The sequence below is a fragment of the Saccharopolyspora aridisoli genome, assembly GCF_004348445.1.
Classification (GTDB): domain Bacteria; phylum Actinomycetota; class Actinomycetes; order Mycobacteriales; family Pseudonocardiaceae; genus Saccharopolyspora; species Saccharopolyspora aridisoli.
Map to the genome: position 1 here is coordinate 97,416 of NZ_SMKV01000017.1, position 23,912 is coordinate 121,327.

The 23,912-nt window shown below is 69.7% G+C and carries 20 protein-coding genes; 10 read left to right on the forward strand and 10 right to left on the reverse strand.

Going from position 1 to position 23,912, the window contains the following annotated elements; all coding sequences use genetic code 11:
- The first annotated feature begins 118 nt into the window (after positions 1–118).
- The 3 genes from E1161_RS15845 to E1161_RS15855 are packed head-to-tail and all read left to right on the forward strand — an operon-like array spanning position 119 to position 3,320.
- Positions 119–775, forward strand: coding sequence for a PaaI family thioesterase (locus E1161_RS15845; protein WP_132624060.1), 657 nt, complete (start codon positions 119–121; stop codon positions 773–775).
- 40 nt (positions 776–815) lie between these two features.
- Entirely contained in the window at positions 816–2,348 is a 1,533-nt protein-coding gene (locus tag E1161_RS15850) for an acyl-CoA synthetase (RefSeq protein WP_132624061.1), read from the forward strand.
- A gap of 15 nt (positions 2,349–2,363) precedes the next feature.
- Positions 2,364–3,320, forward strand: coding sequence for an LLM class F420-dependent oxidoreductase (locus E1161_RS15855; protein WP_132624062.1), 957 nt, complete (start codon positions 2,364–2,366; stop codon positions 3,318–3,320).
- 18 nt (positions 3,321–3,338) lie between these two features.
- On the opposite strand, the gene E1161_RS15860 is transcribed toward E1161_RS15855, so the two are convergent.
- Complete coding sequence (locus E1161_RS15860; RefSeq protein ID WP_132624063.1) at positions 3,339–4,031, reverse strand: histidine phosphatase family protein; 693 nt, start codon at positions 4,029–4,031, stop codon at positions 3,339–3,341.
- Between the two features lie 86 nt (positions 4,032–4,117).
- Here E1161_RS15860 and E1161_RS15865 point away from each other — a divergent pair, with 86 nt between their 5' ends.
- Positions 4,118–5,005 (forward strand): crotonase/enoyl-CoA hydratase family protein, encoded by an 888-nt coding sequence (locus E1161_RS15865; protein ID WP_132624064.1) that lies wholly within the window; start codon positions 4,118–4,120, stop codon positions 5,003–5,005.
- A 408-nt stretch (positions 5,006–5,413) separates the two neighbouring features.
- On the opposite strand, the gene E1161_RS15870 is transcribed toward E1161_RS15865, so the two are convergent.
- Positions 5,414–6,028: a LysE/ArgO family amino acid transporter gene (locus E1161_RS15870; RefSeq protein ID WP_132624065.1), complete on the reverse strand. Its 615-nt coding sequence runs from the start codon at positions 6,026–6,028 to the stop codon at positions 5,414–5,416.
- Positions 6,029–6,094: 66 nt separating this feature from the next.
- On the opposite strand from E1161_RS15870, the gene E1161_RS15875 reads away from it, so the two are divergent.
- Complete coding sequence (locus E1161_RS15875; protein WP_132624066.1) at positions 6,095–6,979, forward strand: LysR family transcriptional regulator ArgP; 885 nt, start codon at positions 6,095–6,097, stop codon at positions 6,977–6,979.
- A gap of 163 nt (positions 6,980–7,142) precedes the next feature.
- Here E1161_RS15875 and E1161_RS15880 read toward each other — a convergent pair whose 3' ends face one another.
- Positions 7,143–7,943 (reverse strand): crotonase/enoyl-CoA hydratase family protein, encoded by an 801-nt coding sequence (locus E1161_RS15880; protein WP_235875060.1) that lies wholly within the window; start codon positions 7,941–7,943, stop codon positions 7,143–7,145.
- Positions 7,944–8,135: 192 nt separating this feature from the next.
- Between E1161_RS15880 and E1161_RS15885 the strand changes: the two genes are divergently transcribed.
- Together E1161_RS15885 and E1161_RS15890 are read left to right on the forward strand one after the other, a co-directional pair.
- Entirely contained in the window at positions 8,136–9,887 is a 1,752-nt protein-coding gene (locus tag E1161_RS15885; RefSeq protein WP_132624067.1) for an acyclic terpene utilization AtuA family protein, read from the forward strand.
- Positions 9,888–10,108: 221 nt separating this feature from the next.
- Entirely contained in the window at positions 10,109–10,843 is a 735-nt protein-coding gene (locus E1161_RS15890) for a TetR/AcrR family transcriptional regulator (protein WP_132624068.1), read from the forward strand.
- Here E1161_RS15890 and E1161_RS15895 read toward each other — a convergent pair.
- Positions 10,832–11,485: a GntR family transcriptional regulator gene (locus E1161_RS15895; RefSeq protein ID WP_132624069.1), complete on the reverse strand. Its 654-nt coding sequence runs from the start codon at positions 11,483–11,485 to the stop codon at positions 10,832–10,834. The genes E1161_RS15890 and E1161_RS15895 overlap by 12 nt on opposite strands.
- Positions 11,486–11,613: 128 nt before the next feature.
- Here E1161_RS15895 and E1161_RS15900 point away from each other — a divergent pair, with 128 nt between their 5' ends.
- Positions 11,614–12,846 carry a sensor domain-containing diguanylate cyclase gene (locus E1161_RS15900; RefSeq protein WP_132624070.1) on the forward strand — a complete coding sequence of 411 codons (1,233 nt, stop codon included), beginning with the start codon at positions 11,614–11,616 and terminating at the stop codon, positions 12,844–12,846.
- On the opposite strand, the gene E1161_RS15905 is transcribed toward E1161_RS15900, so the two are convergent.
- A complete protein-coding gene (locus E1161_RS15905) occupies positions 12,843–14,201 on the reverse strand; it encodes a dihydrolipoyl dehydrogenase family protein (RefSeq protein WP_165939814.1) in 1,359 nt (452 codons plus the stop codon). The genes E1161_RS15900 and E1161_RS15905 overlap by 4 nt on opposite strands.
- Positions 14,202–14,258: 57 nt before the next feature.
- A complete protein-coding gene (locus E1161_RS15910) occupies positions 14,259–15,191 on the reverse strand; it encodes an alpha/beta hydrolase (RefSeq protein ID WP_132624072.1) in 933 nt (310 codons plus the stop codon).
- Between the two features lie 354 nt (positions 15,192–15,545).
- Between E1161_RS15910 and E1161_RS15915 the strand changes: the two genes are divergently transcribed.
- Together E1161_RS15915 and E1161_RS15920 are read left to right on the forward strand one after the other, a co-directional pair.
- Positions 15,546–17,426: a 2-oxoacid:acceptor oxidoreductase subunit alpha gene (locus E1161_RS15915; protein WP_132624073.1), complete on the forward strand. Its 1,881-nt coding sequence runs from the start codon at positions 15,546–15,548 to the stop codon at positions 17,424–17,426.
- Complete coding sequence (locus E1161_RS15920; RefSeq protein ID WP_132624074.1) at positions 17,423–18,484, forward strand: 2-oxoacid:ferredoxin oxidoreductase subunit beta; 1,062 nt, start codon at positions 17,423–17,425, stop codon at positions 18,482–18,484. Before E1161_RS15915 ends, E1161_RS15920 begins: the two co-directional genes overlap by 4 nt.
- Positions 18,485–18,560: 76 nt before the next feature.
- Here E1161_RS15920 and E1161_RS15925 read toward each other — a convergent pair whose 3' ends face one another.
- The 4 genes from E1161_RS15925 to E1161_RS15940 all read right to left on the reverse strand — a co-directional run bounded on the left by E1161_RS15925 (position 18,561) and on the right by E1161_RS15940 (position 23,853).
- Entirely contained in the window at positions 18,561–20,105 is a 1,545-nt protein-coding gene (locus E1161_RS15925) for an acetolactate synthase large subunit (protein ID WP_132624075.1), read from the reverse strand.
- Between the two features lie 72 nt (positions 20,106–20,177).
- On the reverse strand, positions 20,178–21,014 hold the full coding sequence (locus tag E1161_RS15930; RefSeq protein ID WP_132624076.1) for an alpha/beta fold hydrolase: 837 nt from the start codon (positions 21,012–21,014) through the stop codon (positions 20,178–20,180).
- 71 nt (positions 21,015–21,085) lie between these two features.
- A complete protein-coding gene (locus E1161_RS15935) occupies positions 21,086–22,102 on the reverse strand; it encodes an aldose 1-epimerase family protein (RefSeq protein WP_132624077.1) in 1,017 nt (338 codons plus the stop codon).
- An 8-nt stretch (positions 22,103–22,110) separates the two neighbouring features.
- Positions 22,111–23,853 carry a glycoside hydrolase family 2 protein gene (locus E1161_RS15940; protein WP_132624096.1) on the reverse strand — a complete coding sequence of 581 codons (1,743 nt, stop codon included), beginning with the start codon at positions 23,851–23,853 and terminating at the stop codon, positions 22,111–22,113.
- Between the last annotated feature and the right edge of the window lie 59 nt (positions 23,854–23,912).

Below are 23,912 nucleotides of genomic sequence, written 5' to 3' on the forward strand. Positions count from 1 at the left end.
ATCCGGTGCAGCACCGGGAGGAACTCATACCGACCGGCCGGTCTGTCTGGACTGAAGGGTGGGCGACGGGTTTAACTGAAGGCCGAATCTGATCGGGACCCCGGAGGGATCAGCGAACGTGACCGCCGAGAGCGAAGACGAACTGCGGGAACGCCGGCAGGCGGTGCGAGACCTCGGTTCCGCGCTGCGCGACCTCACCGACGCCGCCGTGTCCACCGAGGCGGACACCGAGACCCTGCGTGAGATCACCTCGCAGGTGAGGGCGCTCGTGCCCCCGCTGGACGCGGTGCGCCGCGAGCGCGGACAGCTGGCTGCCGTGGACGACGGTCGGCGCCCGCGCCGCCTCTACAGCCCGGCCGTGGGTCCGGGAAACCCGATCGCCCCTCCGATGCAGGTGGAGATCGTCGACGGTGCCGCCGTGGGCACCTGCACCCTCGGGTTGGCCTACGAGGGACCGCCGAGCTACGTGCACGGAGGCATGAGCGCGATGCTGCTCGACCAGATCCTCGGGCACGCCCACGCCGCAGGCGGAGCGCCGCCCGGTATGACGGTGCACCTGTCGCTGCGCTACCGGCGGCCGGTGCCGCTGACCACCGCGCTGCGGATCGTCGGCCGCGTCGAGCGGGTCGATGGTCGCTGGACCGAGTCGAAGGCCACGATCTGCACCGCGGAGGCACCGGACACGGTTCTGGTGGAGGCCGAGGGCAAGTTCGTGGTGCCCAGCGCCGAGCAGTCCAGCCGGCTCTTCGGGAAGGTCGAGGGATTGGTCAAGTGAGGTAATCGAAGTCGGTACGCGAGGTTCAAGGAGGAGCCGCATGTACCCAGGTGTCCACGCCGTCACCACGCCCGACAAACCGGCCCTGATCATGGCCGGCTCGGGCGAGGTGCTGACCTATCGAGAACTCGACGAGCGTTCGCTGCGGCTGTCCAACGCGCTGCGCGCCGCCGGGCTGTCCAAGGGCGACGTGGTCGCCGTGCTCTCCGACAACGACCTGCACGCCTACGAGGTGTACTGGGCCGCCGTGCGCTCGGGCATGTACCTCTGCGCCGTCAACAGCCACCTGCAACCCGACGAGGTCGCCTACATCGTCAACGACTCCGGTGCCAGCGCGCTCGTCGTCTCGGCCGGTCTGGGGGCGTTGCCCGAGCAGGTCGCCGAACTGACCTCGGGTGTGCGCCTCCGGCTGGCCTACGGCGGGCCGGTGGCCGGGTACGGAGATTACGAGCAGGCTCTGGCCACCGCCTCCACCGAAGTTCCGCCGGTTCAACCGTGCGGCGCCGACCTGCTGTACTCCTCGGGAACCACCGGCCGCCCCAAGGGAATCCGGCCCGAACTGCCCGACCGCCAGGTGCACGAGCCGGGGAACATCCTGGTCGACCTGCTGCGCGGCTTCTACGGCTTCGACGAGGACACCGTCTACCTGTCCCCGGCGCCCGTCTACCACGCGGCTCCGCTGCGCTACTGCGCGACGGTGCACGCCATCGGCGGGACCGTGGTGATGATGGAGCGCTTCGACCCCGAGCAGGCTCTGCGGGCCATCGAGCGCTACGAGGTGACCCACAGCCAGTGGGTGCCGACCATGTTCGTGCGGATGCTCAAGCTCGACGAGCAGACCCGCCACCGCCACGACCTCTCCAGCCACCGCAACGCCGTGCACGCCGCCGCGCCCTGCCCGATCGAGGTGAAGCGGGCGATGATCGAGTGGTGGGGCCCGATCCTGCAGGAGTACTACTCCTCCACGGAGGGCATCGGCATGACGATGATCGACTCGGCGCAATGGCTGGAGAAGCCGGGCTCGGTGGGGCGTCCGCTGCTCGGCGTGGTCCGCGTCTGCGACGACGCGGGCGACGAACTGCCGGCCGGTGAGGTCGGCACCGTGTTCTTCGAACGCGACGAGATCGAGTTCGAGTACCTCGGCGATCCCGAGAAGACCCGCTCGGCCAAACATCCCGCCCACCTGAACTGGGCGACGACGGGTGACCTCGGGTACCTCGACGAGGACGGGTACCTGTTCCTCACCGACCGCAAGGCATTCATGATCATCTCCGGCGGGGTGAACATCTACCCGCAGGAAGTCGAGGACGTGCTGGCGCTGCACCCGTCGATCCTCGACGTGGCCGTCTTCGGCGTTCCGGACCCCGAGATGGGCGAAGCGGTCAAGGCCGTCGTGCAACCCGCACCGGGTGTGCGACCGGGACCGGAGCTGGAACGGCAGATCATCGACCACGCGCGCGAGCGGGTCGCCCACTACAAGGTGCCGCGCAGCGTGGACTTCGTCGACGAGATGCCGCGCACACCGACCGGAAAACTTGTGAAGGGCAAGCTCAAAGCCCGCTACGGGAACTGAACTGAAGGGAAATCCGTGGATCGACGTTGGGGCATCTCCGTTCCTCTGCCCGAGCTCTCGCTGCCGCAGCAGCGCGAACTCATCGCCGAACTGCCCGACCTCGGCTACACCGACGTGTGGTCGTCGGAGGCCAACGGCGCCGATGCGTTCACCCCGTTGGCGCTGGCCGCCACGTGGGCCCCGCGACTGCGGCTGGGCACGGCGATCGTGCCCGTCTACACCCGCGGCCCGGCGACCTTGGCGATGAGCGCGGCCACGCTCGCCGCGGCGGCCCCGGGCCGATTCGCACTGGGCGTGGGCACCTCGTCCAACGTCATCGTGGAACGGTGGAACGGAATCCCCTTCGACGAGCCGTACAAGCGTGTGCGCGACACCGTGCGGTTCCTCCGCCGCGCTCTGGGCGGTGAGAAGGTCACCGAGTCCTACGACACCTTCGAGGTCAAGGGTTTCACCGCCGGTCTCGTGGCCGATCCGGTGCCGCCCGTGCTGGTCGCCGCGCTGCGCCCGGGCATGCTGAAGCTCGCCGGTCGGGAGGCCGACGGCGCGATCATCAACTGGCTGTCCCCGGACGACGTGCGCACCGTCGTGCCCTACGTTCGGGAAGGGGGCCCCGACAAGGAGGTCGTGGCGCGGATCTTCGTCATGCCCGACACCGACCCGGACACCGCGCGGGCGCTGGCTCGTCGGCACATCGCCGCTTACATGAACGTGCCGGTCTACCGCGCTTTCCACGAGTGGTTGGGTCGCGACGAGCTCACCCCGATGTGGCGCGCGTGGGACGCCGGTGATCGCAAGGCCGCGCTCGCGGCGATTCCGGACAGCGTGGTCGACGATCTGGTGGTGCACGGCCCGGCCGAGCACTGCCGCGAACGAGTCCAGCAGTACGTGGACAACGGTGTGACCACACCGGCGATGGCACTCGTCGCGCCGGGTGACCCGACCGAGGCCGTCCGGGCACTGGGACTGAAGTAGCGCGCGTTGGCCGCGGCGTCAGCTCAGGGCGGCGGGCTGCTCGTCCAGCCCGCCGTCCAGGTGCGCGGTGTCGTTGAACCGCCGCACGATCCAGCGTCCGGCGGTGACCACGATCTGCGAGACGGAACCGTTGCTCGCCCCGAGGAACGCCATCGGGAGACTGCCGCTGGCGATGGACATGATCTCGCCGATCACGCCGCCGTGGGTGAACACGGCGATGCGCTCGTCGGGGTGGGCGGCGGCAAGTCGGCCGATCGCTCCGGCGACGCGACCGCGCAGGGCCTCGGCGGGTTCGGCGCCCGGGATGACGTCCCACCGGCCCTCGCTGTGCAACCGCTGGATGACCGGGTCGTTCTGGGCGACCTTCTGCCGGAACAGCCCGCCCTCGAACTCGCCGAGGTGCACTTCCCGCAAGTCCTTCTCCACCTGCGGGACCAGCCCGAGCCTGGCGGCCAGGGGAGCGGCTGTCTCGGTCGTGCGGCGGAGGTTGGTGACGTAGAGGGCGTCCAGTCGTTCGTCGGCGAGTCGCCGGCCCACGCGCTCGGCGTGCACCCGGCCCGCCGGGGCCAGTTCCGGATCGCCTTGCCCATCGACGAGGTCGAAGGGCTTGCCCGGGACCGCGGGCGCGGACTCGCCGTGCCGGACCAGAAGGATGTCGGTGGCACCGGCGGGCGGTGTGAACGCGGACTGCCGGTACTCGACGTCGGACATGGTGCCCCGCTTTCTGCGCTCGTGCTTGCGGACCGGACTTTTCCACTGCGCAAGGTCGTTTTCAAACCCGCGAAACGGATGGTGCGATGACGTACACCGAGATCGGATACGAGGTCTCCGAGGGGATCGCCACGATCACCCTGAACCGCCCGCAGCAGCTCAACGCGTTCACCCACGTGATGCGCGGCGAGCTCATCGCGGCCTTCGACACCGCGGAGGCCGATGACGCGGTCCGCGCGGTCATCGTGACGGGCGCGGGCCGGGCTTTCTGCGCGGGCGCGGATCTCAGCGCGGGGGCGGACACCTTCAACGGCGAGTCCAACGACGTCCGGGCCGATGCCCACCGCGAACTCGGCGAGGTCGACGGGGTACCGCGTGATGGCGGTGGCACGGTGGCGCTGCGGGTGGCGGCGATGCGCAAGCCGGTCATCGGTGCGTTCAACGGTGCTGCGGTGGGCGTCGGAGTCACCATGACGCTGCCGATGGACATCCGCATCGCCGCCGAGAGCGCCAAGTTCGGGTTCGTGTTCACCCGCCGGGGAATCCTCCCGGAGGCGGCCTCGTCCTGGTTCTTGCCGAGGGTGGTGGGTATCTCGCAGGCGATGGAATGGGCCGCGACCGGGCGCCTCTTCGACGCGGCGGAGGCGCTGTCGGGCCGCCTGGTGTCCCGGGTGGTCGCCGACGACGAGCTGATCCCCACCGCGCGTTCGATCTGCCGTGAGATCGCCGAGAACACCTCCGGGGTGTCGGTGGCGGTGGCCCGCCAGCTCATGTGGGGAATGCTCTCCGCGGCGTCGCCGTGGGAGGCACACCGGTTGGATTCCAAGGGGATCAACGTGCTCGGCGCCGGGGCGGACGCGGCCGAGGGCATCGGTTCGTTCCTTGCCAAGCGCCCTCCGGAGTTCCCCCTCCGGGTGAGCCAGGACTACCCCGAGTTCATGCCGGAGTGGCCCGCTCGCCCGGAGGGGGTGTGAGCGCCCGCTTCTCCCACTCTGCAGTTGTCAAGCACCATGTCGCCGGGAGCACCGGCCATCTGAGGATCGGCGAGGTCGAAACTGTCTGGGCATCAGCGCGTGCCGGGTGGTGGCTCTCGGGCCTTGGCCGGGCAGCGCTGCCCGGCCAAGGCCCGAGTCCCATGCCGGAACGAATACCGCGCTCCGGTCGCGGAGTCCGCGTTCGGGTGGTCGAACACTGGTGAGCGGGAGAGGGTTTCATCGGAGGTGGGCGACGAGCACTGGTTGATCCCTGTCGAACTCATGTGCCAATCGTGCACCTCGGCACTCGAAAATGCGAGCGAAAAGTGCCTACACGATCGGGCGATCAGGTGTCAAAACCGCTGCAAGACAACACGATCAAGTGACCATCTTGGACGTATCCGCAGGTCACGCACCCGCCAGCAGGCTCGTCCCCAGCGACACCATCATCACCGCGATCACGCCGTCGAGCACGCGCCACGAACTCGGGCGGGAGAAGAAGCCGGTCAGCAACCGCGCTCCGAAGCCCAAGGCCACGAACCACACGCAGCTGGCCGCCAGCGCACCAGCTCCGAACTCCCATCGCGTCGCGCCATAACCGGCTGCCACTGACCCGATGAGCAGGATCGTCTCCAGGTAGGTCTGGGGGTTCAACCACGTCATGGCCAGGCAAGTCAGCGCCGCCCGCCGACGTGAGCGCGTCTCGCCGGTGCCGGCCTCGAGGCCGGATGCGGGGCGCAGCGCCCTCCGGGCGGCGAGGATTCCGTAGCCGAGCAGGAAGCAGCCGCCGACCGCCGTGCAGGTGGTGAGCAACGCCGGCGAGCTGGTCACCAGCGTTCCGAAGCCACCCACTCCCAGCGCGATGAGGATGACGTCCGAGACGACGCAGATGGTGACCACCAGCAGCACGGCGTGCCGTCGCAGTCCTTGGCGCAGCACGAAGGCGTTCTGGGCTCCGATCGAGACGATCAGGGACATGCACGTCGCGAAACCAGCGGACATCGGGAGCAGGGCGTTTGCCATGCGGCCGACGCTAGGCGCTGGTCGGTGAACAGTACAGCTAAGGATTCTGAAGTACCATTAGGAGATGTGAATTTCGATCTGCCGCTGGAGCACGTCCGGACGCTGCTCGCCGTGGTCGACGGCGGCACGTTGGACGCCGCTGCCGCCGAGTTGCACGTGACGCCGTCGGCGGTCAGCCAGCGGCTCAAAGCACTGGAGCAGCGCACCGGACGCGTCCTGGTGATCCGCAGCAAGCCGGTGCAGCTCACCGACTCCGGCCAAGTCGTGGTTCGCTTCGCCCGGCAGCTGGCGCGGATGGAGGGCGACGTGGCCGCCGAGCTCGGCCTGTCCGGCAGCGGTGCACCGAACACGCTGCCCATCGCTGTCAACGCCGATTCGCTGAGCACCTGGTTCGTGCCGGCTCTGGCGCGGGTTCGCGAGGACCTGGGAATCTGCTTCGAGCTGCACCGCGCTGACGAGTCGCACACCACGACGCTGCTGCGGGAGGGGCGGGTGATGGCGGCGGTGACCTCGACGCCGGACCCTGTCCAGGGCTGCTCTGCGCGTCGGCTCGGGCACATGCGCTACCTGGCGTGCGTGGCACCGGCGCGGAAGGGGGAGCGGTCGCTCGCGCAGGTCCTCGAGGAGGTCCCGGTGCTGATCTTCGACAGCCACGACGACTTGCAGGACGCCTTCGCCCGCACGATCACCCGAGGTCGGGGCGCCGGTGGCCGCCGGCACTTCGTTCCATCCTCGGAGGGGTTCGTCGAGGCCATCGTGGTCGGCCTCGGCTGGGGGATGGTCCCGCGGGTGCAGGCCGAGCCGCTGCTGCGGTCCGGTGCGCTGGTCGACATCGCACCGGACCGCGGCGTGGACGTGCCGCTGTACTGGCAGCAGTGGAAGCTCGACTCGCCCGCGCTGGCCGCCGTCGCGGACGCGGTGCAGGCCAGTGCCGTGACCGACCTGGGCTGAACCTGTTCGAAGATGCGGGTGAGCCGCTGTTCCAGGTGTGGGCCTCAGCTCGCACCACCGCAGGTTCTTCAGCGGTCTCGTGGCGAGTGAATGGCGACGCCGCGCACCGGGCACGCATGAGTCGGGGCACCCGCACCGCCGAGCAGAAGCGACTCCTCAGCCGCTAGGCCGGGTCGGCGAACTTCGGGGTGCGCTTCTCCAGGTTCGCCGAGATGGCCTCCAGCTGGTTCGGCGTCCCGATCAGCGAGTGGATCGCGACCTGCTCTGCCTCGAAACCGTCGTCGAGCGAGATCCGCCCGGCCAGGTCGAGCAGCCGCTTGGACTCGCGGATGGCTTGCGGACTCCTTCCCGCGATCTCACGCGCCAGCGCCAGGGCTGCCGCGTGCGGGTCTTCCTCCACGCGGGTGGCCAGCCGCAGTGCGACGGCCTCCTCGCCGCTGACCACGCGGCCGGTGAACGTCAGCTCCTTGGCGACATCACGGCCCACCAGCTCTGGCAGCACCTGGGTGCCGGTCATGTCCGGGTTGATGCCCCACTTGATCTCCAGCACCGAGAGCCGGGCGTCCGGGGCGACCAGCCGGATGTCGGCGCCCAGCGCGATCTGCAGGCCGCCGCCGTAGGAGACGCCGTGCACCGCGGCGATCACCGGCTGCGGCAGAAGCGTCCAGATGTGCACGGCCTGCTGCGCGAGAGCTTTGGCCGGGCCGTCGGTTTCAAGGCGTGCCGGGCGGGCGCCCTCGGCCATCTCGCCGAAGACGCTGAAGTCCAGGCCGGCGCAGAACCCGCGCCCCTCGCCGGAGAGCACGACCGCGCGCACGCTGGAATCCGAGCGCAGCCGCTCGCCGGTGGCGACGAGTTCCTCGAACATCGCTTGGTCGATGGCGTTGAGCTTGTCGGGGCGGTTCAACCGCACGTCGGCCACTCCATCGGTAACGGTGCAGCTGATCCGCTCTGCTGTCGACACGGGCTCTTCCTCCAGGCAGGGTTGTGAAAACCGCGCGCTGCAGGGCGAAACCGCGCACGGCGGAACTTAGCGAACGTTAAGGGCCGTGCGTGCGCGCAGTCAAGATCGGACGCCGGGCGCGTGCTTGTGCTGGTCGCCTCACTGTGCCTAGCGTCACCGACGAGTTCGCCGACCCCGGATGAGGTGGGATCTATGGCTGGGCCGATTCGGATCGCAGGGTTCTCGGGCTACTTGGGAGACAGGCGCAGCGCGCTCGACGAGGCGATGGCGGGAGATCCGGTCGACGTTCTCATCGGTGACTACCTGGCCGAGTTCACCCTCGCGATGCTCTCGGCACGGCACCGCGACGACCCGTCGCGCGGATACGTCGAGTACTTCCTGACGCAGCTGGAACCGCACCTGAGCGCCCTCGCCGAGCGCGGCACGCGAGTGGTCGTCAACGCGGGTGGGTTCAACCCGGCAGGGTTGGCCGGAGCGGTCCGGCGACTCGTCGCCGAAGTCGGGGTGAACCTCCGAGTCGCCCACGTCGAGGGCGACAACGTGCTGCCGAGGCTGGACGAGCTCCATGCCGAGGGGCACGACCTGGCCAGCATGGACACCGGCGAACCGCTGTCGAGCTGGCGGGGGAGACCGGTCGCGGCCAACGCCTACCTCGGCGGCTGGGGCATCGCCACCGCACTGCGAGCCGGGGCCGACGTCGTGGTGTGCGGGCGGGTCACCGATGCCTCCCTGACCGTCGGCCCCACCGCCTGGTGGCACGAGTGGAAGCGCACCGACTTCGACGAGCTCGCGGCGGCCGTCGTCGCCGGGCACATCATCGAGTGCGGGCCTCACGCGACCGGCGGCAACTTCTCAGGCTTCGCCGAGATCCCCGGCGTGGTCGCCCCCGGTTTTCCGATCGCCGAGATCGACTCCGACGGAACGACCGTCATCACCAAGCATTCCGGAGACGGCGGAGCGGTCACAGTGGACACCGTGACCGCGCAGCTGGTCTACGAGATCCAGGGCCCGCGCTACCTCAACCCTGACGTCACCGCGCACCTGGACACCGTGCGGCTGAGCGAGCTCGGGCCGGACCGGGTGCAGTTGTCGGGCACCACCGGCTCGCCGCCACCACCGACGACCAAGGTGGCGCTGTTCGCGCCGATCGGCCACCAGATCGTCACCACCCTCTACGCCACCGGTCTCGACATCGAGGAGAAGGTGGCGTTGATCCGAGAGCAGGCCGCGGCGCTGCTGGATGACACCGAGGCGGAACTCGACGTCTCCGCGATCGGTGCCGTGGCCGAGGACCCGCAGCGGCAGTGGGACGCCACCGTGCAGGTGAGGATTATGGCCACCGCGGCAGAACGCGAACCGCTGCAACGGCTCGTCTCCGGCGTGGGCCAGCTGTACCTGTCGAGCATCCCGGGCTTCTTCACCGACACCGCCGCTCGGCAGGCGGCGACTCCGAGCACGCGGATCGACTACTGGCCGGCGCTGCTGGACGTGGGCGTGGTCGGGCACGTCGTGGTCCTCGACGACGGATCGCGCATCGAGGTCGAACCCTCCGAGTTCGTCGAAAAACCCTTCCAACCGGAGCATTCCGAGCCGCCGGCGTTGGAACCGCGCGATTCTCGGCGTGTGCCCCTGGGACGCGTCGCGCACGCGAGGGCCGGTGACAAGGGCGGCAACAGCAACGTGGGTCTGTGGGTGTCGGATCCGGACGCCTGGCCGTGGCTGCGGAGCCTGCTCACCGCGGACGAGCTGCGCCGGCTGATGCCGGAGGTCGAGGACTTGGAGATCGTGCGGCACGAGTTCCCGAGCCTGCGCGCCGTCCACTTCGTGCTGCGCGGACTGCTGGGCACCGGTGGCTCCAGCAACCTGCGGGTCGACCCGATAGGCAAGGCGGTGGGGGAGTTCCTGCGCGCCCGGCTGGTAGACGTGCCCGAAGAGCTCCTCTAGATCTCGCCGTTGATGCCGTGCGGTAATATGCGTACGCCGCACGCAATAAGATTGCGAAGCGATGGGGTCGGGGCGGTTCGGCGGCATCGGCTGGGGGTGATGCCGCCGAACCGGACTCGCGAGATCTCCGAACACGCCGTGCAGACACGGGTTGTTAACCCGTTCGGCGTAACCTCTACGCGCGACGAAGACGCCGACGTCGAGCACGAGGATGGACAGCGATGACCGATCGACACGTCCAGACCAGTGGCACTCAACTGCTCTGGGGCGACAGGAACCGCCCACCGCGCGGGCCGAAACCCACCACGAGCCTCCCGCGAATCGTCGAGGCGGCCATAGGTTTGGCCGACTCCGAAGGGCTGGAAGCGCTGTCGATGCAACGCCTCGCCACCGAACTCGGCGTCGGCACCATGTCGCTCTACCGCTACGTGCCGAGCAAGGAGGCGTTGACCAGCCTGATGCTCGACGCGGCCATCGGCGCTCCACCGGACATCGGCAAGCGGACCGGCTGGCGCAGCGCGCTGGAAACCTGGGCACGCGCCAACGTCAGCGTCTTCGAGCGCCACCCGTGGGCGTTGGCGCTGGTGACCCGGCCGCGGGTGATGGGGCCGAACGAGGTCGGCTTCCTGGAAGCGGGGCTGGCGGCACTGCGCGGTACCGGCCTCGGGCCAGCCGACATGCTCAACATCGTGCTGCTGGTCAACGGTTTCGTGCGGGGCAGCGCCCCGCTCCCGGCTGACCGGCGTTCCGACCCGCAGATGATCAGCGCGACGAAGCTGGCCGAGTTCGGCCAGCAGGAGACCTTTCCGACGGTCTGCGAGGTCATGGCCGCAGTGTCGCGAAGTCGCCCGCGCAAGACCGAGGTTCCGTTCGAGTACGGCCTGCAACGCGTCCTCGACGGCATCGCCGCCCGCATCGAACAGCTCCAGCACCGCGCGAAGCCGTCAGCGCGCTGAGGGGATCGCTGCGCCGTAGGTGGCCGGGGAGGGGAGTGCCGGCCTGTTGCGGTGCGCGTCCATGATCGAGATCGCGGTGGCTGTCTCGCCCTTGCGCAGCGCGTCGATCAACATGCGCTGCTCGCGCACCAGTCGTCGCCGGGTTCCCTGGTCGTAGAAGTGGACCGAGCGGTACGGCTCGGTCATGGTCCATATTCGCTCGATCTCGTCGACGATCAGGTCGAGCCGGGAACTCCGGAAGATCACGAAGTGGAAGTCGTGGTCGAGCTCGGTCATCCGCAGCACGTCGGTGACCTCCGCGGCGGCCTCGATGTTCCGGTTGAGTTCGCGCAGGTCGACCAGCTGCGCGTCGCTGAACTGCGGAACCCGGCGCAGCACCGTCGACTCCAGCGCGGCGCGCATCAGGTAGGACTGCTGCAGCTCGTCGGAGGACAGCCGGGTCACCGTGTAGCCCACGTTCGGCTGGTGGCGCACGATGCCTTCGGCCTCCAGCGACTTGAGGGCCTCCCGGATCGGAACCCGGCTCACGCCCAGCCGTTCGGCCAGCGCCTCCTGCCGCAGGGGCTGTCCCGGCAGCAGTTCCTGACTGCGCAGCATCCGCCGGATCTGATCGACGGCGCGCCCCACCGACGTTCCCGCCATTGCACACGCTCCGCGCTCGACTGGATCAGTGACGGGATAGTAACGCACCGTGTTCGGCGTCTTACGCGGAGCTGTGGTGTTCGTCAGTCGATGCGTGCTCGGTGCGCGGCGGCTATCGTGCGTTTCGTATGTCCACCTCTCCACGACCGGGCGGAGACGCCGCGCCGAACCCCTGGCAGCCGCTCTTCGAACAGGCTGCGGCAGCCATGGCGATCATCGACTTGCAGGGCAAGTACCTGCACGTCAACGACGCGTTCTGCGCGATGCTGGGGTACCGCCCGGAGGAGCTGGTCGGTCGCGACTACCGAAGCGTGACGCACCCCGATGACATCGACGCGGGTGGTCCCATGGCGGCGGACGTACCGCTGGAGAAGCGCTACATCCGTTCCGACGGGACCGTGATCTGGGCGCTGGTATCGCGCTCGTTCATCCGGGACGCCCTCGGTGTCCCGGTCTACTTCCTCTCCCAGAGCCAGGAGATCACCCGCCGCCGCGAGGCGGAACTGCTGTGGCAGCGCAGCTTCGCCAACGCACCGATCGGCATGGCGCTGCTGGATCTCAAGGGGCATTGGACCGAGGTCAACGACACGCTCTGCGACATGCTCGGCTACACCCGTGCGGAGCTGCTCGGCAAGCACTTCAGCGAGGTCACCTTCGAGGACGACGACGAACGGGGCCGCGCTGCGATGGACGATCTCGTCCACGGCACCGTGGAGAGCGTCAACATCGAGAAGCGCTACCGGCGCAAGGACGGCCAAGCGATCTGGATGCTGATCCGCGCCACCGCCGTTCCCGGGGCCAGCGGGAGACCGGCCTTCGTGGTCAGCCAGTACGACGACATCGGTGAGCGCCGCCTCGCCGACGCGCGCCTGGCGCAGCTGGCGCTGCACGACCCGCTCACCGGGCTGGCCAACCGCACCCTGCTGGCGGACCTGATGGACCTGGGGCTCAAGCGGATCGCCCGGGGAGACGGGATGCTCGCCATCATCGTCGCCGATCTCGACGAGCTCAAACCTCTCAACGACCAGTACGGCCACCTGGTGGGGGACAAGGTGCTCATCGCCGCCGCCCACGAGCTGCAGGAGGCCGTCCCCGGAGGCGATGCGGTCGCGCGCCTCGGCGGCGACGAGTTCGTCGTGGTGGGCCGGGTCGACAGCGAAGCCGAAGCCGCCGCTCTGCGGGACCACATCGAACAGCGGCTCAACACCGAGGTGACGGTGAGCGGAAGGCCCTTGCGGTTGCGCACCAGCGTCGGACTCGCCATCACCACCGACCCGAACGCCACCCGGGACGAGTTGGTGCACGCCGCCGACCAGGACATGTACGAACGCAAGCGCCGCCGAGGCACGGCCCGCGACTAGGTGGCGGCGAGCTCGTCGAGAGCGGGTTCGATCGCCCGGTGGAACGTGGGGTAGGCGAAGATCATGTCGCTGAGGCGGGCGATCGGGACCTCCGCGTGCACCGCGACGGCCAGCGCGCCGATGATCTCACCGCCGAAGGGGCCGACGGCCGTGGCGCCGACCAGGACACCGCGATCGCCGTCGGCGACCAGCTTCACCAGGCCTTCGTTGCCGACCTTGTGGATGAAGCCCCTGGACGATTCGGGCATCCGGGAGATCGCGGTGCGGACCCGGTCGAGCTCCGCGACGGCTTGGGTCTCGGTCAGCCCGACCGTGGCCACCTCCGGATCGGTGAACGTCACCGATGGCATCGCGCGGTAATCAGCGGGGGTGACCTGCTCGCCGAGGATGTCGGCCGCCGCGATCCGCGACTGGTAGACCGAGGTGTGGGTGTACGCCCCGTGCCCGGTCACGTCGCCGATCGCCCAGACTCCGTCGGTGGCGCGCATCCGGCCGTCCACGGAGATCGTTCGAGCGGCGTCGTCGAGGCCCACGGCCGCCACGCCGAGCGCGCCCAGATCCGTGCGTCGCCCGGTCGCGACCAGCAGGTGATCGGCCTCGAACTGCTCCCCCTCGGTGAAGATCTGGAAGCGCCCGTCGTGGGACACCCGTTGCACGGCGCTCCCAACCCTGACGCGCACCCCCTCGGCCAGCAGGCGATCGGTGATGACCTCGGCGGCCTCCGGCTCGGCCAGCCGAAGCAGTTGCGACTGCGCCTCGATGACCGTGACCTCGCTGCCGAACCGGGCGAAGACCTGCGCGAACTCCAGCCCCACCGGGCCGCCGCCCAGCACGACGAGGGACTCCGGGACCTCTTCGATTGACACGGCCTCGCGGTTGGTCCAGAGCGGCGTGCCCGCCAGTCCCTGGATCGGTGGGATGGCCGGTTCTGATCCGGGGTTGAGCACGATGGCGCGCCGGGCCCGCAGCACCTGCTCGCCGACCGTCACCTCACCGGGAGCGGTGATGCGCCCGACTCCGCGCACCAAGCGGCCACCGGTGCTCTCGAACCGGCGGACCGCGATCTCGTCGTTCCAGCCTGTCGTGGCCTCGTCGCGGATGCGGGCGGCCACCGGGGCCCAGTCCGGCCGGACTGTCGACGACCCGGCCAGCTCAGGCACGCGGCGAGCTTCGGCCAGCGCGTCTGCGGCGCGCACCATGATCTTGGTCGGGATGCACGCGTAGTACGGGCACTCGCCGCCCACCAGGCGCGACTCGACTCCGACCACCGACAACCCGGCACGTCCGAGCCGGGCGGCCACGTCCTCGCCACCCGGCCCCATGCCGATCACCACGACATCGACCTCGTCGGCCACCTGGCCCACCCCCCGCACTCGTTTCGCTCCCAGCGCACCACTGGAGGCGCGGGAACGCTAGCCGAGCGCTGTGCGCAGCACCGCGTAGACCTCGCGCATCGCCTCGGCCGCGACCGGTATCGCTCCGGCGTCGGGGGCGAAACCGTGGAACAGCCCGGGGCAGTGCTGTGTCGAGGTCGGCACGCCGGCCTCCTTGAGCCGCTCGGCGTAGCGCCTGCCCTCGCTGCACAGCGGATCCATGCCGGCGGTGAGCACGTGCGCCGGCGGCAGACCGGTGAGGTCGTCGGCGCGCAGCGGGGAGGCGTGGGGGTGGTCGCGGACCTCCAGATCGGGGGCGTACTCGTCCCAGAACCACATCATGTGCTGCCTGGTCAGCAGGCAGTCCGGTCCGCTGTCCACGTAGGACTGCGTGGTGAAGTCGTGGTCGGTGACCGGGTAGAGCAGCAGCTGGAAGGCCAGGTCCGGGGTGCCGCGCTCCTGCGACTGCAGGCAGGTCACCGCCGCGAGGTTGCCGCCTGCGCTGTCGCCGGCCACTGCTAGCCGGGACGCGTCGGCGCCGAGCTCCGCGGCGTGGGCGGCGGCCCACACGGTCGCTGAGTAGGCGTCCTCGACGGCCGCGGGGTAGCGGTGCTCGGGTGCGAGCCGGTAGTCCACCGAGATCACGACCGCCCCGACCGCGTTGGCCAGCGAGCGCGCCAAGCCGTCGTGGGACTCCAGGTCGCCGAAGACCCAGCCGCCGCCGTGGAAGTACACCAGCAGAGGCAGCCCGGTCTTGGTGCTCGGCCAGTAGATCCGCACCGGGACCTCCACGCCGTAGGACCCCGGGATCAACCGGTCCTCGACGCGCTCGACCTCCGGTCGCGGCCGGTCATCGCCTCTCGCCGCCGAGAGCCTGCGCGCCGTCGCGGCGTCGGTCACCTCGCCGCCGAGGTCGGGGAACAGCTGCTTCGCCTGTGCGACGAAGGATTCGGCTTCCGGATGCAGCGGCATGGTGTCCTCCACGGGCAGGCTCGAGCGGACTTGTAGTCCGGCTTGAGATGTAATCCGACCCGGCCCCGGGTGGGCATCGGCCAGTTGAGCGATCGTTTTCCCGCATTCCGGGAAGCCGCCATGGTGTGGCAGATCACAAATTCACCGACCGGCGGCCAGTAGCGTTCGTTCACCTCCTGGTTGCACCATCGATACAGGTGCTCCTGCCTGCGTGGAGATCTGGAACTGGATCGTTCCGCGCAGAGGATGACGCGCGGTGGTCGCCAAGATCGACTCCGTGATCGCGGCCACTCCCGTACCTGTATCGTTCGCCGAAGGACGAACGTTGCCTGCAATTGAAGGGGAACGGATCAATTGGGTGCGACGAACGGACACCGGACGAACGTGGCCCGGAAGCTCAACCGGGTCGTGATTCGCTTCGCCGGTGATTCCGGTGACGGGATGCAGCTGACTGGCGACCGGTTCACCTCGGAGGCCGCGGCCTTCGGCAACGACCTCGCGACGCTGCCGAACTTCCCGGCGGAGATCCGGGCCCCTGCAGGCACGCTCCCGGGTGTGTCGAGTTTCCAGCTCCACTTCGCCGACTACGACATCCTCACTCCCGGCGACCGGCCGGACGTGCTGGTGGCCATGAACCCGGCCGCGCTGAAGTCGAACCTCGGCGATCTCCCGCATGGTGGGATCCTGATCGTCAACACCGACGAGTTCACCAAGCGCAACCTCACCAAGGTCGGCTACGAGGGCGACCCGCTGGAGGGCGAGGTCCTCGACGAGCTGTACGCGGTGCACCGCGTGGCGATGGGGACGTTGACCCAGGGCGCGCTGGCGGACACCGGTCTGGGCAAGAAGGACGCCGAGCGCTGCAAGAACATGTTCGCGCTGGGTCTGCTGTCGTGGATGTACCACCGGCCGACCGAGGGCACCGAGCGGTTCCTGCGGGAGAAGTTCGCCAAGAAGCCCGACATCGCCGAGGCCAACGTGCTGGCCTTCCGCGCGGGCTGGAACTACGGCGAGACGACCGAGTCGTTCGCGGTGACCTACGAGGTCGCCCCGGCCAAGCTGCCGGGGGGCACCTACCGGCAGATCACCGGCAACACCGCACTGGCCTACGGGATCGTGGCGGCGGGTCAGCGCAGTCGGCTGCCGGTGTTCCTGGGCACCTACCCGATCACCCCGGCTTCGGACGTGCTGCACGAGTTGGCCAAGCACAAGAACTTCGGCGTCACCACCTTCCAGGCCGAGGACGAGATCGCCGGTGTCGGCGCCGCTCTGGGCGCGTCGTTCGGCGGTTCGCTGGGCGTGACGACCACGTCGGGTCCTGGTCTGGCGCTGAAGTCGGAGACCATCGGCCTGGCGGTCGCGCTGGAGCTTCCGCTGCTGGTGTGCGACATCCAGCGAGGCGGCCCGTCGACGGGCCTGCCGACGAAGACCGAGCAGGCCGACCTGCTGCAGGCGCTCTACGGGCGCAACGGTGAGTCGCCGGTGCCGGTGCTGGCACCGTGCTCGCCCGCGGACTGCTTCGAGATCGCGCTGGACGCGGTGCGGATCGCGCTGGAGTACCGGACGCCGGTGCTGCTGCTGTCGGACGGGGCGATCGCCAACGGCTCCGAGCCGTGGCTGATCCCGGACGTGGCATCCCTGCCGGACCTGAGCGTGGAGTTCGCCACCGAACCCAACGCCACCGACGGCTCCGGCGAGTTCTGGCCCTACGTGCGTGACGAGGCAACCCTCGCCCGCGACTGGGCGGTTCCGGGCACGCCGGGGCTGGAGCACCGGGTCGGTGGTCTGGAGAAGGCCGACGGCAAGGGCAACATCTCCTACGACCCGGACAACCACGACCACATGGTCCGGTTGCGGCAGCGCAAGATCGACGGGGTGACCGTCCCCGACCTCACCGTCGACGACCCGAGCGGGCAAGCCCGGGTGCTGGTGCTGGGCTGGGGGTCGTCGTTCGGCCCGATCGGCGCGGCGTGCCGCCGGGTGCGGGCGCAGGGCTTGCAGGTCGCGCAGGCGCACCTGCGGTACCTCAACCCGATGCCCGCCAACCTCGGCGAGGTGCTGCGCGGCTACGACGAGGTGATCGTCCCGGAGATGAACCTCGGTCAGCTGGCGATGCTGCTGCGCGGCCGTTACCTCGTCGACGTGCAGTCCTACACCAAGGTCGCCGGTCTGCCCTTCCAGGCCGAAGAACTGCAGAACGTGCTCACCGATGTCTTGCAGGGGGTGTCCGCGTGACCGCCACCGAGCTGGGAATGCCGTCGCTCGGCGGGCTGGCCGGGGTGCCGGCCGCCGATGCGCAGCAGAAGGCCAAGGACTTCAAGTCCGACCAGGAGGTCCGCTGGTGCCCGGGGTGCGGCGACTACGTCGTGCTCAACGCGGTCCAGTCGTTCCTGCCGTCGTTGGGGCTCAAGCGCGAGAACATCGTGTTCGTCTCGGGCATCGGATGCTCCAGCCGGTTCCCGTACTACATGAACACCTACGGGATGCACTCCATCCACGGACGTGCCCCGGCCATCGCGACGGGTCTGGCGACCTCGCGGCCGGACCTGTCGGTGTGGGTGGTCACCGGTGACGGCGACGCGCTGTCCATCGGCGGCAACCACCTGATCCACGCGCTGCGCCGCAACGTGAACTTGAAGATCCTGCTGTTCAACAACCGGATCTACGGGCTCACCAAGGGCCAGTACTCGCCGACCAGCGAGGTCGGCAAGGTCACCAAGTCGACCCCTGCCGGTTCGCTGGACTACCCGTTCAACCCGGTGTCGCTGGCCCTGGGCGCGGAGGCGTCGTTCGTGGCACGGGTGATCGACTCCGATCGCGCGAGCGTGACCGAGACGCTCAGGGCCGCCGCCGAGCACCGGGGCAGTGCGCTGGTGGAGATCTACCAGAACTGCCCGATCTTCAACGACGGCGCCTTCGACGTCCTCAAGGACAACGAGGAGAAGGAACGCCGGATCGTCTCGCTCGCCCACGGCGAGCCGATCGTGTTCGGACCGGAGGACGAGCGCTACGGCGTCGTGCAGGGCCCGGACGGGCTCCGCGTCGCCAAGCTGTCCGAGGTGGATTCCGCCGACGTCGTGGTGCACGACGCCGAGCGCGAGGACCCGTCGCTGGCCTTCGCCCTGTCCCGCCTCGGCGGTCAGGACCTGAGCCCGGCGATCACCGGCGTCTTCCGCAACACCGTGCGCCCGACCTACGACGACCTCGCTCGCGAGCAGGTCGCTCAGGCGGCGGATTCCAAGCCCGCGGACCTGCAGAAGCTGCTCAACGGCAACGACACCTGGACCATCTGAGCGAGCCCGGCGACGTCGAAGGGCCCCACCGCGCGGTGGGGCCCTTCGCATGCCGAGGTTCGCGGTCTTCAGCGGATCACAGGACCGCTTCGACGAGGTGCGGGCCCGGTTCGGTGAGGGCGCGGCTCAGGGCGGTGCGGAGTTGCTCGCCGGTGGTGGCGCGGGTGGCTTCCACGCCGAAGCCCTGGGCCAGCTGCAGCCAGTCGAGTGCCGGGTCGGCGAGGCTGGTCATGGACGCCGCGGCGGCGCCGGGATCGTCGATGCCCGCGCGCCTGAGCTCCTCGTCGAGGATGCGGTAGCGCGAGTTGGAGCAGATCACCGTGGTGACGTTGAGCTCCTCGCGCGCTTGGGTCCACAGCGCCTGGACGGTGTAGGCGGCGCTGCCGTCGGCCTGGAGGTTGATCACCGCGCGGTCCGGGCAGGCGATCGCGGCACCGGTGGCCACCGGCATCCCCATGCCGATGGCGCCGCCGGTCTGCGAGAGCTCGCAGTGCGCGGGTGCGGCGTCGGCGATCGCGGGATAGGCCGCCGAGGACGAGACCCCCTCGTTGACGACGATCGCGTTCTCTGGCTGGGTCAGCACGATCGCCACCGCGATCGCATCCGCGTCCAGCGCGCCCGTCGGCGCCGTGACCTGAGGACGCTTGGCCTGCGGGAGCTTCTCGGCCGCGCTGTCGGTCGCCTCGGCGAGCGCGGCCAGTGCGGTGAGCGCGTCGGAGTCGGCATCGGCCAACTCGTGCACCTTCACGTCGTCGGGCAGCGGATGGCTGGGCTGGCCCTTGTAGCCGAAGAACGACACCGGCGTGCGGGCCCCAACGAGGATCACATCGGAGAACCCCTCGAAAGTGGCGCTCATGGCCTCCGGGAAGTAGGGCAGCGTCCGCACCGGAGGAATCATCGGACCGCGTTCCACGCGGGCGCTGCCGCGCTCGGCGAGCACCTCGCCGCCGGCCTTCGCCGCGATGCGCACGGCGGTGCGGATGCCCTCGGGGTTCTCCAGCGCCTGCCCGCCCAGCAGCAGCACCGGGCGTCGCCCGGACGAGAGCACCTTGGCGATCTCGGCGACCCGCTGCTCGTCCACCTGCGGGCGGGCGGGCGCGGCGGGCACCTCGACCGGCATGGCGCCCTGCCTCCACATGTGGTCGGCCGCGGCGATGAGCGTCGCCGGCAGCCGGTCCCGCAACGCCGCCAGGTAGGCCTCGGCGAACTCGCCCGGAGCGGTCGACGGCGATGTCGTCCGTCCGACCCAGCCCGACACCGGACGCGCCAACGACTCGATGTCGCTGTTCAACGGCGCGTCGGCCGACTGGTGCCAGGACGCGTGCTCGCCGATCAGGTTGATGATCGGGGTGCGAGCGCGACGCGCGTTGTGCAGGTTCGCGATGCCGTTGGCGAATCCGGGCCCGAGGTGCAGCAGCGTCAGCGCGGGCTTGGAGGTCATGCGGCCGTAGCCGTCGGCCGCACCGGTCACCACGCCCTCGGACAGACCCAGCACCGCGCGCACCCCGGATTGCTGGTCGAACGCCTCGACCAGCGGGATCTCGGTGGTGCCGGGATTGGCGAAGCAGGTGTCGACACCGGCGGCGGCTGCGGTGGCCAGCAAACCTTCGGAACCCTTCACGAGCACTCCTACGGCGCGTCGGAAACCCGGACCGATCTCATGCTCACCGCCCGGACGGTGACCGGCAAGACGTCACTCGGGGTGCGCGAGCAGGTGCTGCAGCAACAGCCGGGTCAGCGACTCGGGGGCCTCCTCGGGGATCCAGTGCGAGACCTCCTGCAACATCTCGAACCGGTAGGGGCCGGTGACGTGCTGCTCGGTGGCCAGCGCGGCGGTCGACCCGACGGCGACGTCCTCGGTGCTCCACACGAACAGGGTTGGCACGGTGACCGGGCCGATCTCCTCGTTGAACCGCGACGCCCGGTACCAGTTGAGCGCACCGGTGAGCGCGCCCGGCTCGGTGAGCCGCTGCACGTAGTCGTCGACGTGGTGCTCGGGAACGCCGGGGTAGTAGATGCGGCGCAGCTTGGCGGCGTTGTCGGCCAGCAGCGTCTTCTCCGCCGTGGAGGATCGCAGCGCCTGCATGTAGGCCGAGCGCTCCTGCTGGTCCTCGTCTTCGCGTACCGCCTGGGTGAACGCGTCCAGGTGCGGGATCGACACCGCCGTGAGCGTGCGGATCCGGTCGGGGTGCTCCGCCGCGGTGGACCAGGCCACCGCCGCTCCCCAGTCGTGCCCGACCAGGTCGAAGCGGTCCCAGCCGAAGTGGGAGGCGATGGCCAGCACGTCACCGACCAGCTCGCTCATGCGGTAGTCGGCGACCTGCTCCGGGCGCACGCCGGGGGAGTAGCCGCGCTGATCGGGTGCGACGGCGAAGCACTCGGCACCGCCGAGGACGCCCAGCTGCTCGCTCCACTCGACCGCAGCTTCGGGGAAGCCGTGCAGCAGCAGCACCGGGCGCCCCTCCTCGGGGCCCGCGGTCAACGCGTCGAACTTGCCTGCCGGCGTGGGGATCTGGATGTATTCGGCCACGGGCACCACCCTAACGGTCACCGGGGGGGTGGAGGTTCCCGCTGAAACCTCCACCCCCGAACGGCACGCGGTCACCCGGCGAGGCGGTAGCCCCAGCTCCCGGTGTGCGTCTGCCCCGGCTGCAGGACGATCACCCCGTCACCGGTGACGAAAGCGTTGGGCGCCAACGTCATCGGTTCCACGGTCAGCCCCGCCCGGCCCGGCCGGTCGGTGCTGGGATCGTCGTCGGTGTAGACCTGCAGGTACCGGTGGGTCTCGTCGACCCACAGCTCGACGTCGACGTCCGGCCGCCCGAAGCGCACCACCGCTTCACCGCCCGAGTGGTGCAAGCCGGTGAAGGCGGTGTCCATCTTGGTGCCGCCGATCGGCCGCGCGGTGCGGAAGTCGTAGTCGGTGCCCTCCACCTGCGCGGTGCCGGTCGGGATGAGCCGGTCGTTGACCACGTAGTGGGTGTCGGCCGGGATCTCCAGCGCGATGTCGTCGATCCGGGTGCCCGGAGCTGCCGCCAGGTAGGTGTGGTTGGCGGTGCCGAACGGCGCCGGGCCGCGGCCGACGTTGGTCGCCGAGAGGGTGCTGGAGAATCCGCGGTCGTCCACCCGGTACTCGATGCGGAACGCCAGCTGGAACGGGTACCCGTAGTCCGGCGGCAGGACGTGTTCGAGCACGACCGAATCGGCGCGGTGGTGCACCGGCGACCACTCCACGAAGCTCATCAGCCCGTGCAGCGCGGCGTCGCGCTCCGGCTCGTTGATCGCGACCTGCAGCTCCTGGCCCTCGAAGGTGTAGGCGCCGTGGTCGATCCGGTTGGCCCACGGCAGGATCGTCTTGCCCTGGTAGCCCTCGCCGACGTCGTCGGGGTCGTGGGTCAGCAGCATCTCCTGGCCGTCGGCCTTCCAGGACAGCATCGAGGCGGCCACTCCACCGACGACCACCTGATGCTTCCCGGAGCCGATGTCGTAGAGGTGCCCGCTGGCGGTCGGGACACCGCCGGGCGCGGCCTGCGTGACCCCGGGCAGGGCCGCCACCGCACCGGCCGCTCCTGCGGCACCGAGCAGGGCACCACGTCTGTTGATCTTCGCTGACCTCATCGGACTCCTCACCGGCTTCCCGCCTCGATGGCGGCTGCGTTGTGCGCGCGCACGGAGGCCACGTCCGGTTTCATGACCTTCCGGTCGTAGGTGAGGAAGCCGTTGACCTCGTTCTCCACGTCGGTGGTCTGCGTGTAGATCGCCGCCGACAGGCCGTTGGCCCTGATGATGCGCGCCAGCTCGACGCTGACCTCGCCGTAGCGCTGGGTCAGCTGCTCCCTGCTCTCGGTCATCTCGTACGCGCTGGGTTCGCCGGGCCACAGGTGGCCTTCCTCGGCCAGGCCCAGCCCGCCGTACTCGCCGTCCACGATCGCCCGGCCGTCCTTGACCGTCGGCGCACCCGGGCCCACGTAGGTGTGGTCGTCGTAGATGTCGCCCGCGCCGCTGTCGGGCAGCGAGTAGCAGCAGTTCACCCCGCTGGAAGGGTTGATCAACCGGGTGGGGTCGGTCCGCCGGGTCAGGTCGGTGATCTCGGCGGTGTCGAACTCGCCCCATCCCTCGTTGAACGGCACCCACGCCACGATCGAGGTCGAACTCCGCAGCTGGTCGATGATGTCGACCCACTCGGTTCGGTAGTTGGCCTTCATCTCCTGCGACGGAGGCGGGCTGTCCTCCGGCGGGATGGCCAGGTCGATCGGCAGCGACGGCATGTCCTGCCAGACCATCAGGCCTAGCTTGTCGGCCCAGTAGTACCAGCGCGCAGGTTCGACCTTGACGTGCTTGCGGACCGTGTTGAAGCCCAGTTCCTTGGTCTTGTCCAGGTCGAAGCGCAGCGCCTCGTCGGTTGGCGCGGTGTAGATGCCGTCCGGCCAGAAGCCCTGGTCCAACGGACCGTGCTGGAACACGATCTTGCCGTTGAGCGCCATCCGCGGCCGGCCCTGCTCGTCGTTGACCAGGCCCGTCGTGCGCAGCCCGGTGTAGCTGCCGACCTCGTCGAGCACGGCTCCGCCAGCGCCCAGCAACCGAACCGACAGGTCGTAGAGGTACGGGTCTTCCGGGGTCCACAGGTGCGGTTGCGGGACGTCCACGCGCACCGGCTCGCCGGCCGGGCCGCTGGTCCTGGTGACCTCGTTGCCCTCGGCGTCGCGCACCGCGACCTCGACCTGCTCGCCGTTGTCGGCGGCGGCGTTGGCGGTGATGCCGAAGCCGGTCAGGTCCGGGGTGATGTCCAGCCCGGTGATGTGCGCCGGGGCGACGGGTTCGAGCCAGACGGTCTGCCAGATCCCGGAGGCGCCGGTGTAGAGGATGCCCCCGGGATCGTTGCGCTGCTTGCCCACCGGGTAGGGCTGCGTCTCGTTGCCGTCGGAGACGGCGACGGTGAGCTGCTGCGGCGCACCGGGTTTGACGGCGTCGGTGATGTCGGCGGAGAAGGCGGTGTAGCCGCCTTCGTGCACGGCGACCTGCTTGCCGTTGACCGAGACCTCCGCGCGCTGGTCGACGGCGCCGAAGTGCAGGATCAGCCGCTGTCCGGTCCAGTCGGCGGGCACGTCGAAGGTGCGCTCGTAGAGCATCTGGTCGTCGTGGCGCTGCACGCCCGAAAGACCGGATTCGGGCGGGTAGGGAACCAGGATCTGCTCGGTGGCGTTGTCGCCGCCGGTGTAGTCCCAGAGGCCGTTGAGGTTCAGCCAGCGCTCGCGGGTCAGCTGCGGGCGCGGGTACTCGGGCAGGGCGTTGTCGGGGCCGACCTGGTCGGTCCACGGCGTGGTCAGAGGTGGTGCCTCGGGTTGCCAGGCTGGTTCGGGTGCGGCCATCGAAGCGGGTACTCCGGAGAAGGTGAGCAGGACAGCGGTGGCAATCGTTGTGACAGGTC